Origin of the sequence: Phorcysia thermohydrogeniphila (assembly GCF_004339575.1) — a bacterium.
Classification (GTDB): Bacteria; Aquificota; Aquificia; order Desulfurobacteriales; family Desulfurobacteriaceae; genus Phorcysia; species Phorcysia thermohydrogeniphila.
In genome coordinates, this window is sequence record NZ_SMFV01000002.1 from 191,403 (window position 1) to 207,346 (window position 15,944).

At 44.8% G+C, this 15,944-nt stretch carries 13 protein-coding genes; 9 read left to right on the plus strand and 4 right to left on the minus strand.

The features are described from left to right. The first annotated feature begins 49 nt into the window (after window positions 1–49). Complete coding sequence (locus CLV27_RS03605; protein WP_165863673.1) at window positions 50–1,759, plus strand: DNA double-strand break repair nuclease NurA; 1,710 nt, start codon at window positions 50–52, stop codon at window positions 1,757–1,759. A 10-nt stretch (window positions 1,760–1,769) separates the two neighbouring features. Then, window positions 1,770–3,671 carry an ATP-binding protein gene (locus CLV27_RS03610; RefSeq protein ID WP_132525917.1) on the plus strand — a complete coding sequence of 634 codons (1,902 nt, stop codon included), beginning with the start codon at window positions 1,770–1,772 and terminating at the stop codon, window positions 3,669–3,671. A gap of 386 nt (window positions 3,672–4,057) precedes the next feature. Here the strand turns inward: CLV27_RS03610 and CLV27_RS03615 are convergent, their stop codons facing one another. Genes CLV27_RS03615 through CLV27_RS03625 form a run of 3 tightly spaced genes read right to left on the minus strand, consistent with a single transcriptional unit; the run spans window position 4,058 to window position 8,301 of the window. Beyond that, window positions 4,058–5,743 carry a radical SAM protein gene (locus CLV27_RS03615; RefSeq protein ID WP_132525919.1) on the minus strand — a complete coding sequence of 562 codons (1,686 nt, stop codon included), beginning with the start codon at window positions 5,741–5,743 and terminating at the stop codon, window positions 4,058–4,060. Continuing rightward, entirely contained in the window at window positions 5,724–6,893 is a 1,170-nt protein-coding gene (locus CLV27_RS03620; RefSeq protein WP_132525921.1) for a cation:proton antiporter, read from the minus strand. The genes CLV27_RS03615 and CLV27_RS03620 overlap by 20 nt, the downstream gene beginning before the upstream one ends. A 1-nt stretch (window position 6,894) precedes the next feature. Further along, window positions 6,895–8,301: an NAD-binding protein gene (locus CLV27_RS03625; protein WP_132525923.1), complete on the minus strand. Its 1,407-nt coding sequence runs from the start codon at window positions 8,299–8,301 to the stop codon at window positions 6,895–6,897. Between the two features lie 155 nt (window positions 8,302–8,456). Here CLV27_RS03625 and CLV27_RS03630 point away from each other — a divergent pair, with 155 nt between their 5' ends. From CLV27_RS03630 to CLV27_RS03640, 3 genes are read left to right on the plus strand one after another with little or no spacing between them, the layout of a single operon-like run. Next, window positions 8,457–9,206, plus strand: a complete 750-nt coding sequence (locus CLV27_RS03630) for an ABC transporter ATP-binding protein (RefSeq protein WP_132525925.1) — start codon at window positions 8,457–8,459, stop codon at window positions 9,204–9,206. After that, window positions 9,190–10,113 (plus strand): SufB/SufD family protein, encoded by a 924-nt coding sequence (locus tag CLV27_RS03635; RefSeq protein ID WP_132525927.1) that lies wholly within the window; start codon window positions 9,190–9,192, stop codon window positions 10,111–10,113. The genes CLV27_RS03630 and CLV27_RS03635 overlap by 17 nt, the downstream gene beginning before the upstream one ends. 27 nt (window positions 10,114–10,140) lie before the next feature. Then, entirely contained in the window at window positions 10,141–10,476 is a 336-nt protein-coding gene (locus tag CLV27_RS03640) for a class II SORL domain-containing protein (protein WP_132525929.1), read from the plus strand. Window positions 10,477–10,511: 35 nt separating this feature from the next. Here the strand turns inward: CLV27_RS03640 and lysS are convergent, their stop codons facing one another. Next, complete coding sequence (lysS, locus tag CLV27_RS03645) at window positions 10,512–12,074, minus strand: lysine--tRNA ligase (RefSeq protein WP_132525931.1); 1,563 nt, start codon at window positions 12,072–12,074, stop codon at window positions 10,512–10,514. A gap of 121 nt (window positions 12,075–12,195) precedes the next feature. Between lysS and CLV27_RS03650 the strand changes: the two genes are divergently transcribed. From CLV27_RS03650 to hisH, 4 genes are read left to right on the plus strand one after another with little or no spacing between them, the layout of a single operon-like run. Beyond that, the gene (locus tag CLV27_RS03650) at window positions 12,196–12,981 is read left to right on the plus strand and encodes an MlaE family ABC transporter permease (protein WP_243644863.1); all 786 of its coding nucleotides are present in this window, start codon (window positions 12,196–12,198) and stop codon (window positions 12,979–12,981) included. Next, window positions 12,978–13,742: an ABC transporter ATP-binding protein gene (locus tag CLV27_RS03655; RefSeq protein ID WP_132525935.1), complete on the plus strand. Its 765-nt coding sequence runs from the start codon at window positions 12,978–12,980 to the stop codon at window positions 13,740–13,742. The genes CLV27_RS03650 and CLV27_RS03655 overlap by 4 nt, the downstream gene beginning before the upstream one ends. A 2-nt stretch (window positions 13,743–13,744) precedes the next feature. Beyond that, a complete protein-coding gene (locus CLV27_RS03660) occupies window positions 13,745–15,328 on the plus strand; it encodes an MlaD family protein (protein WP_132525937.1) in 1,584 nt (527 codons plus the stop codon). Further along, window positions 15,325–15,942, plus strand: a complete 618-nt coding sequence (gene hisH / locus CLV27_RS03665; RefSeq protein WP_132525939.1) for an imidazole glycerol phosphate synthase subunit HisH — start codon at window positions 15,325–15,327, stop codon at window positions 15,940–15,942. The genes CLV27_RS03660 and hisH overlap by 4 nt, the downstream gene beginning before the upstream one ends. Window positions 15,943–15,944 lie beyond the last annotated feature (2 nt).

The following is a 15,944-nucleotide window of genomic DNA, read 5'->3' on the forward strand; positions in this document are numbered from 1 at the left end:
TAATTCTTGAGGGCGGGGTAAGGATTTGAGAATAAACTTGCTCCAACTGTTGGGAGGGGATGAGGCCAGAGAGAGGGCTCTTGAAGAACTCTTAAGCTCTGTAATATCGGCCTACGAGGAAGATGTTCACCTTGACAAGAAAATAGAAGGTTATATTTCTCTTGTTCCCCTTTTAAAGAAGGTTTTTGAAGAAAGCGTTGAAGTGAAAGTAGGGGAGAATTCTTATACCCTTTCTCTTGAAAGTGTTGACAAGGAAGAGCTCTTAAGACTCTTTGAGGAAAAGGTCAAGGGTAAATGGCTTCTTGCTGTGGATGAGTCTCAGCAGTCTGGAGATCTAATATTAAATCAGAGTTACTTTTTTAGAGGAAGCTTAGCCTATGGCCTGAAAGTTACTAATAAGGAAGATGAAGACAGAGAGAAAATCTTGGCCGTTCTATCTTCCTTTAAGGTTGCGGAGGAAACCTACCCTTTAAAGGACAAACTTGACCTTCAAACCTACATTCAAAATCTGCTTGTTACTTTGTACTCTCTTATTGTCCTTATAGCAAAAGGTGAAGATGTCTACGGCGTTTTTATAGACGGTCCTCTGATAAGGGATATTCACCACTTTCTCTTTATTACTTTCAATAGGGAAGAACTTTTAGAGCTCTTTAAGCTTGACCCAAAGCTTAAAGAGGAACTTGGCAATGAGGGATGGATAAGTAAAGGTTTTTACAGTGAATTCTTAGGTAAAAATATAACGGTTGAGGTTCTTGCAGGGGGCAAGCTTCTTGATTATATCCTCTCCTCACCCGCCTATGAGGAGGTTCTGGAGCTCTTAAGTGGTAGAGGGCATGAAGAAGAAAAGCTCCGTCTAACTTTTTCCTACTACGGTGGTTGGGAAGAGGTAAAAAAGAGGAAGGTTATCCCGGGCATTGTGATTTACTTTTTCCTCCTTCGCCTCCTTTCAGACCTTGCAAGAGAAGAGGGAATACTCGTTCACGGTATTGTAAAGGCTTCCCACCGCTCTAAGGAATTTCTAAGGTTTTATTACTCAAAGGCTTTTACAAAGCTGGCCGAGCGTAACCTTAGATTTCGGTATAAGCTGTACGGGACTGGACTTTTCCCGGTTGATGAAGACAAGATGCTCAGGTTCTCTGAACGCTTAAAAAGGGGAGAGATTTCAAGGGTTCTACTTGAGGAGATGAGTTTAACCGATGACCATCTTATCGCTTTTTGTCTTGACTTTAAGGCTGACAGAGCAAACTTCACTCTGCCTGTTGAGATAAGGAGGCACAGAAGTAAGAGGGCTAACCGGGAGGAAGTTTTTGAAATTGAAAAGGAGTTTAGGGTAGCGACAGCACCTTACGGCAGTGCAACAACAGAAGAACAGACTTTTTGGTTAGAGAGAGTGTTGCTTGATACTATCCTTCCGCAAGATACTTATAAGTTTTACATGCTCTATTTACGAACTTCGGAACTGAAGTTTCCCCTTAGAGTGGAGTTCTCGGCAGCAAACCTTGAAAGGGCGAAAGAGATAGCTTCTGTTGTTTACCTTTTGAGTTCTGTCTACCGTAACTACGGAATTCCGGTAATCCTCAAGTATGCTGACTTTTTGGTTAGGGTCTCTACTCGGATGATTCAGCGTCTTTCTCGGGGACTCTTGAAAGACAAACTGCTTAAGGAACTCATGGAAGTAGCAGAATCGCTTGAGCCGGGTAGTCAAGAAATAATGAAAATGCTCATGTACGAGTTTAAGAGGGATTTCTACACAAGATAGGGGGGATGAAATGGGGCATATAGGAATCGTTTACGGAGAGGCAACGACCGATAGTTTTTCTTTTGTTTTCTCTCCTTCTTACGTGAAAGGCATGAACTTAAAGAACGCTTTTGTGGTTGTAGAGGGTGATAACTTTAAGCATAAAGTTATTGGGAAAGTAGTTGATATAGTTACCGATAACCCGATGCTCTCAGTGGAGAACTTGAAGTTCTTCGTTGATGATGTAATAGGAAGGGAAGTTGGAGAGTTTTTAAAGTCAGATAGGTTCGTGAGTTTTCAGGCAAAGTGTGAGGTAATAGGGGAGTTTGATGAAAATGAGAAACGCATAAAGTCTCTTGAGAAGCCTGTAGAGACCGGTTCAAAGGTTTTCCTAATAGATAAGGAGCTACTTGAAGAAATCTTCTTTGAAGGAAAGCCGGAGTGGCTCTTTCCGGGATTTATCAAGCAAGAAGAAAGTGCCCGTTTTTCCCTCAATGGAGACCATCTCTTAACGATGCACTGCGGTGTTTTTGGAATGACCGGTATGGGAAAGACAAACACTTCAACCACCTTGTTGGAAGAATTGACCTTTAGAGGGGCTAAGAGTATTGTTTTTGATCCCCATGGAGACTACGAGAACTTCGGGATTTTACGAAAAGACCTTTTTGACGCGGTTGAAAGAGTGATTCCTGATGCTCCGGCTTTGAGATCTTTGGTTGAACAGTACAGGAATTTTCTGTCTAAAGCGTGGGAAGGATTAGAGGAGAAAGTTCCATCGGTTTTGAAAGAAAAAGTTAAAGAAGAAAAGAGTAGGGAACTTGAAAATAGTTCTGTCTACCTTAGACTGGCCATGTTCCGTTCCCTCTTAGAGAGGGAGGTAGTTCCTTCTTCATCACCGACCAAGTTTGCTGAGAGCCTTAGGGAGTTTGCTGAAAAGTATAACTTTGAGGAAATCTGCAAAAGAATACCCCAATCTCTTCTTGGTAGGCTCTTAAAGCTTGTTGTGAAGGGTTTTCCGTCCTTAAAGCTTAATGAGTTCTTTGATAAAACGTTTGTTATGGAGCTCATTGAGGCCTACTCCGGAGAGGAAATATCGGAAGCTCAAGGGCTTTACTACTTAAAGTGGCTTGAACAAGTTGAGATGTTAAGTCTAACGGACAAGGAAAAGAAAAGGGACAAGGAACTTTTAAAGTTTCTTAGACTTGAGGAGAACAGGCTTGACAACACTAATAGGTCAAAGTGGCCTATTAGGAGACAGCTCCTTAAGGTTGAAAAGCTTCTGGCTTCGCTAAGAAGAGCAGGATTAATCCCTGTTGATTCTGTTGAATTCATTGAAGAGTTTTCAAGTAAAACCGGAAGTCTTTCCCTTGTCTCAAACCTGATATTTGACCTAACGGAAGTTAGCCCGGAAACTATGCAGAGAGCTCTCCTCTACTCTGTAGCTTACGCCGGCTTTCACCTACATAAGTCAAAGAAGCTCTCTTTCCACAAAGGAGATAGCCCTATCCTGTTTGTAATTGAGGAGGCTCGTGTCTTAATTCCGAGCTCCGGGGCTGAAGAGCTAAGCCATCCTGCAAGTAGGTTTGCAAGGAATATAGTGAGAAGGATAGCCACAGAGGGGAGAAAGATGGGGCTCGGTCTTCTGATAATTTCTCAAAAGCCTTCCTCTGTTGACCCTTTGCCGGTTTCTCAGTGTAACACGCTTGTCCTTCACAGAGTAATAAACCCGGAGGATTTGAGCTTCGTTAAAAGCGTCGGAGAGGCCATATCTGAGGAAGACATTGAGATGCTTAAGACCGTTGAGAAGGGAGTTTCTATAGTCAGCGGAACGGCTTTAAAGTTGAGGAAAAGCCTTTTGGTTAAATTCAGGGAAAGGCTTTCTGCGGAGGGTAGGGAACATCCGAGACCGTTACAGAGAGTTTGGAGCTCCTGAAACTTTCCTCTGCAGTGAACCACCTTTTTGAGCTTTTAAAGCGGAAGGGTTTGCGTTACAAGGGTTATCCGTCAAATTTTTATGTTTTTTAGACTCCCTACTTCCGATTCACTGCAAAAAACTCCCTTTTCTGTGGTATAACAAAAACAGAAAGACATTGCCGTTCTTTGACAAAAGCCGAATAAGGACTTCTTGGTTGAAATGCCCTATAGAGGGATAAGGCGTTGACCTGCTCAGGGGTAAGTGTTTCAACTCCGTCTGGTTGAAATGCCCTATAGAGGGATAAGGCGGTTTACTTTTCCTGTGGGAGGGAAAAGTGCTATACAGAGTTGAAATGCCCTATAGAGGGATAAGGCGGAAAGTCGGCTTTTGGGGAGGTTTTAAAACTAACTTATGGTTATGAAACGGGAGAGTTTTTCAAGGAAGGGGAAGAGGGATAGGAGCTCCACAACATCTTTAAAAGGTCTTTTAAGGATAATCTCCGACGCCAAGTTTCTTGAAACGCCGGGAAGGTAAGTTAGGAGTTTGTAGGAGACTTTGTTTATGTCTATCGGAATCGGGATTCCTATGACAGACCTTTCTCTGTGGCCTACTACCACTACGTTTACGGTTTTAAAGAGTTCTAACTTTTCGGGGATTCTCACTAAAATAGGGTAACTTCCTATCTGCCTTCCGAGTGTGTGCTCCCCGTCGTGGGCTTCTAAGAGGACGTCCCTTATTACGGTTCCGACCGGAAAGACCTTCTTCATCATCGGAAGGTCAACTTCTTCCCTTACCCACTCCTTAAACTTTTCAAACTCCCTTCTAAACTTCGTTTTTGGTCTTTTGACCATTTCAGAAATTGGCGTTCCTTCAAAGACCATCACTTGCCTTATGTTTATCCTGCGAAGGAGGAGTCCTTCATCAAGGATTGATAGGAGAAATTCCCTGTTTTTCTCAAAGGTTTTCTTTGTTTCTCCCGGAAGTCCTACTAAGAAGTTTATTCCCGGAAGGAGCTTGTAGAGGCTGTCTTCCTTTTCTTTAAATGCTCCGACTTCATTTACTATCCTTATGGCCTTCTTCACCCCTTCGGGGTTCACTTTCAGGAAATTTTTCTTTATCACCTCCTCGTCTGCCGTTTCAAGTCCAAAAGGTGCAACGTCCCCTTCTGTGTCGTAGCTTGCAATGCAGGAGAGGGCTTTCTTTGACTCTTCAGGATAGGCGTTTATCGTTCCTGCGTTAACGTTGTCTATGTGAAGGGTCTTTATTTCTCCTACTTCCCTTATAGCTCTAAATAGGTTGCATATTGCGCTATTGTTTGGGACTGGGAACTCTCCTTCTGTCGGTTTTGCCCTGTAGCCAAGGATGTTTGGCTGTCTTCCGATTCTAAAGTACCTTACGCCGTGCTGATGGAGAGCTCTCACCTCTTCAACTATCTTCTCAGGGTCTCTTTCCTGTGGAGAGCCGTAAAAGCCCTCTGTGCAGTAGGAACAGTGGTGTTTCCTCTCGCACCCTCTAAAGGTCTCTATCTCGCAGATTACGTAAGGGTAGTAAAAGTGCTGTTTAACTATGAAAGCTCCAAGGGGAGCAAACCTGTCAACGTGGAGGGCGGTCCTTCTCTGGGTAAAGACACCGCTTGGGAGCTCCCTCCCTTCTACCAAGTACTTTCCGATGTAGTAGGCTGCAAGCTCAACGTCCCCTTTACACACCAAGTCAAAGCCTTCAAAGAGTAAAGGTTTAGCTCTAACTCCTCCCTGTAGTGCAAATCCAAAGGTTACAGGGCCTCCAACCACCTTGTAGGCTGGGAGCTCCCCTACCTCTTCAATCTCTTTTTCCGTTATTGGCTTTCCTCCTAAGTACCTTCCGGGAACGGTCATTCCAGAGATGAGGAAGATAACGTCTGAGTCCTTTAAGAGCTCCCACTTTTCTTCCCTTTTTCTCAGCTCGTCTATGGCTACGTATGAGATGCTCTCTTCGGGTATTCCGGCAGTAACGAGAGCTCCGGCCACGTAGCGCACGTAGGTAGAGATGTAGGGTGGAACGCCTAAACAGGTTGGCTCGTCAACATAACCGTCAAGAATCGTTATCCTCAACTCTCTCCTCTTTCAGGGCAAAGTTAAACAGTATAGGGGCTAAAATGCCGGTTAGTATTGCTGTTAATATAAGTATCCCTTCAAGACCTTCGTCAATTATTCCAAGTTCTTTCCCAAGCTCTGCAGTAACAATTACGAGAGTTAAAGGAGCAGAGAGTAGGAACCCTCCTGCTACGGCCTTTCTGAGTGGAACTCCCTCAAAAACGAGGAGTAGAGAGGGAATGACCTTCACTAAAAGGCTTGCTCCCGTTATTATTCCAAGTAGCGTTAGAGTTTCTGGGTTAATCTCAGGGACTTTAAAGTTTATTCCTACGTAGATGAAGAATATGGGAATTAAAAAGCCGAAGCTAACTCCCGACAGTTTCTCCTCTATGCTCTCTGTGTCCTCAAAAACGGTGGCAAATATCATGCCGGCGATAAAAGCTCCTATGATTGGCTCAATGTGGATTGCAGATGCAGCGACAGACAGCATGAACATTACTGCAAGGCTTATGCGGACGCCGATTTCTGATGGGTTTTTCTCAAAGAAGAACTTAAACCTGTTTGGATACCACCAGACAAAGCTCCTCAAGAAGAGGAGAACGAGTCTTGCGACGATTAGGTAGAGGATTAGCTTCAGGATTCCAAGCCAGAACTCAAACTCAAACTTAAACTCGCTGTAGAGGGTGAAAAGGGTTAGGGTGAGGATACTGATGACCTCTCCTACAATTCCCACCAAAAAGACCGTTTTCCCGAAGTGGGTGTCAAGTAGGCTTTTCTCCCTCAGGACGGATACAACGATGCCGACCGATACGACGCCAATTGCGATGGAAACCAAGGAGGGTAGCGAGAACTTATTGCCGATGAAGAAGGCGAGTAGGAAGGCTAAAAGAGGGACTGCTATGTAAACGAGCTTTGTCTTAAGGCTTAGGGTAGATATCTCTTTTAACTTTACTTCAAGTCCGGCAACGAACATGAGGAGGAGGAAACCGAAGGAGGAGAGGAAGTCTAACCATTGAGAGGGCTGAATGAGGTTTAAGAACGACTTTCCAAGGACTATCCCGTAGAGTATCTCTCCGACTGCGACGGGAATCCTCAGCAGTTTACTTAAGAAGGGAACAAAGAGTATTCCTACCGAAATCAGGATTATGGAAAGGAGGGAGTTCTCCATCCTATTCACCCACGCATATAAGTATTGATGAGCAGTTTGCTCGGTGTATCATGTGGTAAGGAGGGTAAGGATTAAACCAGTTTGTTTTCCTTCCTTTTCTCGCTCCTATGACTGCAAGGTCTGCCTTTTTTGACTCCTTAGAGAACTCGGTTACCGGATTGCCCTCTCTGACAGTGAAATTGATGGGTATCTTGTACATGTTTGAAAAACGAATAATTCTCTCCCTGAGGGAAGTTACCCTTTTATCGTTTTCTCCGCTTGAAACGTAGAGAGCCGTTAGCTCAGCCTTCCACATTAGGGAGAGCTCTATTGCCGCTTCAAGAGCTCTAAAACTGCTGAAAGAGCCTGAGACCGGAACTAAAATTTTCTTTACAGGCGTTGTTCCCCTTGCAATCAGGACCGGCGAGTAGGTTCCTTCTGCAAGGATGACTGGAAAAGTTTTTATTCCTAAGTAGAGAGGAAACTCACTGTACTTATCCGATACGACTATAAGGCCGAAGTTTTCCTCTTTAATAGTCTCAAAGAACTCCTTTTCGCACGTAGGAACTTCTTTAATGTTTACTGGTCTGTTCCCTTTCTTTTCAAACAGTCCTTTTAAGTCAGGAGTAGGTTTAAAGCAGGTATAGATGGATACTTTTTGGAGTCTAGTGTTTTCCAAGAAGAACCGAGCGTCTTTAATTACCTCCTCTTTTCTTTCAGGTAGAAAAATTACCTCTTCTATTCCAAATTGAAGTGGAAACTGAGGTTCTCCTGACTTTATGAGTTCTGCGATGTACTTTAAAATCCTTGGTTCACCAACTATTAAAACTCTATCACCGGGTTTAACAATTGTTCTTGACTTGGGGATTATTAGCTTATCTCCCCTGAAAATAGCAACAATCTTCCATCGCTTTGAGGAGAACTTGCCCACAGGATAGCCTGCAATTATAGAGGTAGGCATAACTGTTACTTCTATTATTTCTCCTTTACCTAAACCTATGTTGGTTGGCATGATGATTCCGGACTCTATCTGCCTTTCAAGTTGGGAGGCCGTAGCTACTGCCTTGTCAACGTAGTTGATTCCTTCATTCTCGTATAGCTCGTCCTTTTCTGTACTGTTAGAGACTGAGAATATCATCGGGACGCCGAATTCCTTAGCGAGCCTACAGGCCTCAAGGTTGACCTCATCGTCTCCCGTGCAGGCGACGAAAGCTTTTGCTTCCTCTATTCCAGCTTTTTTGAGCATAAGCCTGCTCGTTCCGTCTCCCTGAAGAAGTATGGTTCTGTTCATAGAGCTTGAGTCAAGGAGCTCTATAATCTTCTGGAGTTTCTCCTCGTCTTCGTCTATTACAGTAATGGACCAGTCTTTCTGAAGCCTCTTTATAAGTTCCCTCCCTACCTCACCTGCCCCGACGATTATGAGCTTCATACTGTCTCCGCCTTAAGTAAATTAGGTTCTAACTATTTTATCCTATTGACTTGGTTCTGACTAAGTGATAATGGTTATTATTAAGAATGGTTAAGGTATTGACAAAACTTCACTTTGGTATTAAGATTGATACTAAGCTCTCCAAGGAGGTGGCGATGGAGCCAATCTTAAAGGTAGATAACGTGAAGCTAACCATTGACGGAAAGGCGATTCTGAAGGGAGTTAACTTAGAGGTCAATAGAGGGGAGATTCACGCCATTTTAGGTCCAAACGGTGCAGGTAAGTCAACTCTTGCAAAGCTCATTATGGGTATTGATGACCTGAAATCCCCTACAGAAGGAGAAATTATCTTTGACGGTAAGGTTATCAACGGTCTTGAGGTTTACGAAAGGGCAAAGCTTGGAATAACCCTCGCTTGGCAAGAGCCTGCAAGGTTTGAAGGGGTAACTGTTGAGGAGTACCTCAAGCTCTCTGCCCGTAACAACCCTGACGTTGATATTAGGAAGTGCCTTGAAGAGGTAGGGTTAGTTCCTGAAGTTTACCTTAAAAGGTTCGTTGACGACTCCCTCTCCGGTGGAGAGAGGAAGAGGGTAGAGCTTGCAAGTATCTTGGCCTTTAAGCCAAAGTTCGTAGTTCTTGATGAGATAGACTCGGGAATTGACTTTACCTCAATAGAGGACATCCAGAAGATACTGGAGACTATGAAGGAAGAGGGAATAACGGTTCTGATGATTACCCATAACGAGAAGCTCCTTGACGTTGCCGATAGGGCTTCTCTCCTCTGTGGTGGAAAAGTTCTTGAAACGTCAGACCCTCAGAGCATCAAGAGGAAGTTTGAAGAGTGCAAAGTTTGTGACGTCTTAGACTTTGAACAGAAGGGGGAGAAAGATGGAAAGGGTAGATAAGCTTTTGAATAACATCCTCTCTTTGGGACTGCCGAAGGACATACTGAAGAATCCTTCAATAGTCATTGAGGGGCACAAGGTTATCAGGGAAGTTCCCTATCCCGGAATTTCCATTGAGAAGAGGGCTCACGAGGACAGGATAGAGGTCAAGATAAGTGTCCTGCCCGGAGTCGTGATTGAGAAGCCTGTTCACATGTGCCTATCAAAGCTTGGTACTGGAGACCAGCTTATTGATATCACGGTGGATATCGGAGAAGGCGCTAAGGTGAAGATGATTTCCCACTGTGCCTTCAAGGGTAAGAACCTTAAGCACATAAGCAGGACGAAGTTCAGGGTAAGGAAGGGTGCTTCCCTTGAGGTATCAGAGATTCACTACCACGAGAAAGACACCGACATAGTAATAGACGCTCGCTCAGAGGGAGTAGTAGAAGAGAGAGCTTCTTACAAGAGTCTTTTCAAGATAGACTCAAACAACGCAGGAAAGGTAAGGGTAGAGTACGTCGTTGATATCCTTGACCACGCTACTGCAGACGTTGAAACGAAGATAGCCGGAAGGGACGGTGATGAGATATACGTCAAGGATATCATGTACCTGAAGGGTAAGTACTCAAGGGCTATAGCTAAGAGTAGGTTAATGGCCCTTGGAAACACCAAGGCTGAGTTCTACGGAGAGACCTACGGACTTGGCGACTACTCAAGGGGACACATAGACTGTTCTGAAATAGTAAGGGGAGACGATGTTACTGTGAAGGCAATTCCTATAGTTGTTGTTGACAACGAGACTGCAAAGGTAACCCACGAGGCTGCCGTTGGTAGTATAGATAAGAAACAGCTTGAGACCCTTATGGCGAGGGGACTTGACGAAGACGAAGCTGTGGACGTAATTGTTAAAGGAATGCTTAGGTAAATACCACTTAGTATAAAGGAGGAGGAGATGAAGGTATTTGGTCCAGAACCAGAAGGAAAGAGGAAACATACTCCAGTAGTTGAAGCTCCTGCAAAGGTAAAGAAGGGGGAGTGGTTTGACGTTAAGGTTGTAGTTGGAAAAGACATTCCCCACCCAAATACTAAGGAGCACTGGATTCAGAGCATTTCCCTTTGGGCAGGAGACTTTCTTGTAGGAAAGGCAGACCTTGAGCCTGAAAGGGCTGCTTCTGAGGTTGTCTTTAAGGTGAAGCTTGAGGAGACTACAAAGCTCTCAGCCCACGCTTACTGTAACCTTCACGGCCTTTGGCACAGCGAGGAAGTTACTGTAGAAGTTGAAGAATAACAATTAAAGGGGGAGTTGCCTCCCCCTTTTACTTTTTATTTAGATTCACAAGTTTCTTCCTCTTTACCTTCTTCAGACTTCTTCTCTGGTCTTAACTGAGGGAAGAGGAGAACTTCCCTGATTGAGTCCTTGTTTGTGAAGAGCATCACGAGTCTGTCTATTCCGATACCCTCACCGGCCGTCGGTGGCATTCCGTACTCAAGGGCAGTAACAAAGTCCTCGTCGTACTCCATGGCCTCTTCGTCACCTTTTGCCCTTTCTTCAAGTTGCTGTCTGAACCTCTTTTCCTGCTCTTCTGGGTTGTTGAGCTCGGTGTAGGCGTTTGCTATTTCCCTTCCAAAGATTATGAGCTCAAACCTTTCAACAAGTTCAGGGTTATCCCTCTTTTCTTTTGCAAGTGGGGATATAGCCTTGGGGAAGTCAATTACAAAGGTTGGTTGAATGAGCTCTGGCTCAACTAAGGTTTCAAACAGTTCCTGAACCCTCTTAAAGTGGGAGAGCTCCTCTGCCTTCTCTATGCCTACCTCCTTTGCCTTGGCTAAAACCTTTTCCTCGTCGTGAAGGAGCTCATCCTCTGTTAGCCCTGTCTTCTTTGAGAGCTCTCCAAGGAAAGAGATTCTCCTGAATGGCCTCTTAAAGGAGAGTTTTACTCCTTGATACTCAATCTCCCTTACGCCCTTGCCAAATATTTCGTCAAGGAGCTCCTCAAAGAGCTCTTCTGTCATCTCCATCAGGTCGTAGTAGTCGACGTAGGCCATGTACCACTCAACCATTGTGAACTCAGGGTTGTGGCGTGTGCTGATTCCTTCGTTTCTGAAGTTCTTCCCGAGCTCGTAGACCCTTTCAAATCCGCCGACTATGAGCCTTTTGAGGTAGAGCTCTGGTGCTATACGCAGGTAAACGTCTGTGTCAAGGGCGTTGTAGTGAGTGATAAATGGCTTTGCGGCAGCTCCGGAGGCTATAGGCTGAAGTATTGGAGTTTCCACTTCAATGAAACCCCTCTTATCAAGGAACTCACGTATTTTCTTGATTATCTTGGCGCGGGTTCTGAATATCTCCCTTACTTCCGGGTTTACTATGAGGTCCAAGTAACGCTGTCTATAACGTTTCTCAACGTCTTTCAGCCCGTGCCACTTTTCCGGTAGAGGCCTTAAGGACTTTGTGAGCGGCGTTAACTCTGTTACTTCAATGGTCAGCTCTCCGGTTCCCGTCCTAAAAAGCTTTCCTTTGACGCCAACGATATCTCCGATATCTATGAGCTTTTTAAAGACTTGATTGTAGAAATCTGCTCCAACTGTATCTCTCCTGATGTAACACTGAATCCTATCTGTGCCGTCCTGAATGTGGAAAAAGGCAGCCTTACCCATTACCCTCATTGACATAATTCTGCCGGCAAGGGATACCTCTTCTTCCGGCAGCTGTTCGTTTTCCCTTTCTTCCTTGTCCTTGTGCCTTCCGAATTTCTTGATGAGCTCTCCGGCTGATGCTGTTACGTTGTAGTTGTATGCGTAAGGTTCATAACCGAGCTCCTTAAGTTTTTGAGCCTTTTCTTTCCTCTGTTCAACTATCTTCTGCTCAAGGCTTCTCTCCTCAGCCATTTCTCCTCTCCTTTTGCTTGGTAGTTTGTTAGCTAAAGTTTAGGAAATATAGCTTAATCTTCCTAAAATCAAGGTGGTAAGGTTGTATAATTGCAAAAGTCTAATCTTTCGGAGTATGTGGGTGTTAGTAGGGTTATTTGAGGCAGTAGGTAGGAAAGTCATAGAATTTTTGGAGTTTTGGGGGAAATGGTTCATCATTTCGCTAAAGGCGCTCTTTCTTGCTTTCAGAAGGCCGTTTCGGTTCAAACGTTACATTTACTACTTGGCTACCATAGGAACCGACTCTCTGCCGGTTATAGCTATAACCTCCTTCTTTACTGGAGGCGTTATCGCCCTTGAAACTTACGTTGCCTTTCACCGCTTTAACGCTGAGTATATGATAGGAGGGGTTGTTGCAATTTCAATGGCGAGGGAGCTGGCCCCTGTTCTCTCTGCCCTGCTTGTAACTGCCCGCGCCGGCTCTGCCATGGCTGCAGAGATTGGAACGATGAAGGTTACAGAGCAGATAGACGCCTTAGAGATGATGGCCGTTAATCCAATCAAGTATCTAATTACCCCGAGAGTTTACACGACTGTCATAGCTGTTACAGTTCTCACGCTAATCTCTGACATCGTTGGTTATATCGGCGGGTACATCATCAGCATTTACCTGTTTGATGTTAATAAAACCCTTTACATGCGCTATACCGAAATCCTTGCGGAGATGGATGACGTTTACCATGGCCTGATAAAGGCGGCGATTTTCGGTTTCCTCATTGCGACCATAAGCTGTCTTTACGGGTACTCTACAAGGGGTGGTGCAAAGGGTGTTGGAGAGTCCACAACGAGGGCGGTTGTTACGTCTTCAATAGCGATTCTCATATTTGACTACCTGATAACCTACGTAATGAGGCTCTTTGACCTATGAAAGAGGCAATAGTTGTTGAAGATCTCAAAAAATCTTTCGGGACAAATGTTGTCCACGATGGGGTTTCTTTTACTGTTTACGACGGTGAGATCTTTGTCGTAATAGGGCCTTCGGGAACGGGTAAGAGTGTTCTCCTAAAGCAGATTGCGGGACTACTCAAGCCAGATTCTGGGAAAATCTACGTTTACGGAATGGATGTCCTGAATTTAAGTGGCGAGGAGTTTATAAGATTTCGGGAAACCTTAACTTACGTGTTCCAGAATGGAGCTCTCTTTGATTCCCTTCCCGTCTGGTACAACGTTGCCTTCTACCTTGTAGAGAAGAAGGGGATTAAAGAGAAGGAAGCTAGGGAGAAGGCTAAGTATTACCTATCTCTCCTTGGCCTTTCCGGAACGGAAGATTTGTACCCTTCAGAGCTCTCAGGCGGTATGAGAAAGAGGGTTGCCGTTGCGAGGGCTCTCTGTATGAACCCAAGGTGTATCCTCTTTGACGAGCCAACTTCCGGCCTTGACCCGGTTATGACGGCCGTTCTTGACAGGCTCATACTGAAACTGAAGAAGGAGTTTGGGAAGACCTGCGTTGTTGTCAGCCACGATATGACTAGCGCTTTTAGGATAGCTGACAGGATAGCGATTCTGTGGGGCGGTAAAGTTGTTGAGATAGGGACGCCTGAAGAAATAAAGAAGTCAGAAAACCCTGTCGTCAAACAGTTTATAAACGGTGAGCCTGATGGACCGATAACAGCGATGATGGAGCTATAAAGATGGGGAAGCTAACATTAGAGGCCAAAGTAGGGGCGTTTGTCATTCTGAGTTTTATAGGGATTGGCGTTATAGCTACAACTCTTGAACCTTTAAAGTTCAGAGGAGAAAGAGCTGACCAGCGTTATTTCCTTACGTTTAAAAACGTTGCAGGTCTTGAAAAGGACGCTCCCGTAAGGATTGCTGGCGTAACTGTTGGAAAGGTTTCAAGCGTAAATATGAAGGATGGAAAGGCAATAGTTGAAATCGTCTTCTTTAAACCTGTCAAGCTTTACGCCAACGCTAAAGCCCGTATAGAAACTATGGGACTGATGGGAGAGAAGTACATTGAGCTTGACCCCGGAAGTCCTGAAGCCCCAGAACTCCCGCCCGGCTCAAAGCTGGAGAATACGCAGGCTTCGGTCTCAATGGATGAGGTAATGACTTCTTTAAACGAGCTCATTGCCAAGTTTAACGGAGCTCTCCTTACACCGGACGGAAAGAACAGACTTGCCATTCTTATGGAAAGGATTACCCAGCTCTCTGAAAGCGTTGATAGAGCTGTTAACAACATTAATTCTTTGATTGAAGAGAACAGGAAGTCCATTGGGGAAATCGTTAAAAACCTTCTTGCCCTCTCTTCGGTGCTGAAGGAGGAACTTCCACAAGTGATGGACAACGTCAACACCTTGACAAGTCAACTTTCAGAGATCGCCTTAGAGAACAGGGAGGATATAAGGAAGACAGTTATTAACCTTAAACTACTGGCAGAGAGAGTTCCCAAGATAGTAGAAAGAATAGATGGCCTTGTGATAGGAGTTGAAAGGCTTCTGAACGAGCAGAACCTTCAGAATATAGATGAAGCTGTTGAGAACATGAAAGAGATATCGGCGGAGCTCAGAGAGCTCTTGGCAAAGGTGAATAAAGGGGAAGGAACTGTTGGTAAGCTCTTTAACGATGAGGAGCTCTATAATAGCCTTTCAAAAACTGCCAAGACCTTAGGGAAACTTGCCGACAAGTTTGAAGAGACAAGAACCTACATTGGTTTTAGGGGAGACGTAAACTTAAGGACTGGAGACAGCAGAGGAGTCTTCTCGCTAAAAATAGTTCCTTCGGCTGACCACTACTACCTCCTTGAAGTTGTGGGTGACTCACAAGGTAAGCTTGATAGGAAAACCTACTACATTAACTACGGCAGTTCGGTTGAGAAGCGAGAGGAGTTGGAAACCGATTACAGGACCGAATTTACTTTACAGTATGCGAGGGTCTTTGAGGACAGGTGGATACATCCCGGAGGGAAGTTTGTCTTAAGGGGCGGCCTAAAAGAGAGTACCGGCGGTGTTGGACTGGACTACCTTTACAGCGATAGGCTTACCTTTTTCTCTGACCTTTGGGATACCGGCAGGAAGGATAAAAACGGCGAGGATATTGAGCCTCACCTGAGGGTAGGAATTAAGTATAGGCTTGGTGACAACTGGTTTATCTACGGCGGAGGAGATGAGCTCCTCTACAGTAAGTGGAGAGGGTTTTTCGTTGGAGCGGGAGTTATGTTTGGAGATGACGACATTAAATACCTTCTTGGGTCTCTTCCCGGAGGTATAAAGTGATAGTGGTAATAGACTACGGTATGGGAAACCTGCGTAGCGTGAGCAAGGCATTAGAGTTTGTAGGGGCAGAGGTTGTTGTTACAGACGACCCTAAGAAGCTAAAACGTGCAAGTGGGCTTGTCCTTCCCGGCGTTGGAGCTTTTAGGGATGCCGTTCGTAACCTGAAAGAAAGAGGACTTTGGGAGGGTATAGTAGAGGAGGTTGAAAAAGGAAAGCCACTCCTTGGAATCTGCCTTGGGCTTCAGCTCCTCTTTGAAAAGAGTTACGAGTTTGGAGAGACAGAGGGTTTTGGCTTTATAGAGGGGGAAGTTGTTAGGTTTGAGCTTCCAAAGGAATTTAAAATCCCCCATATGGGCTGGAATCAGGTTTACGTGAAGAAGGAGTCGGAGCTCCTAAAAGGCATAAGAGAAGGAGAGTTCTTCTACTTTGTTCACTCCTACTACGTAAAGCCCCGCAGTGAATCTGTAAAGCTTACCGAGACCGATTACGGTATTTACTTTACGTCTGCCGTTGAGAAGGACAACATTTTTGCAACCCAGTTTCATCCAGAAAAAAGTCAAAAGGCTGGCTTAAAGCTCCTAAAGAACTTCTGTGAAATTGTTAGGAAAAGCTGAGG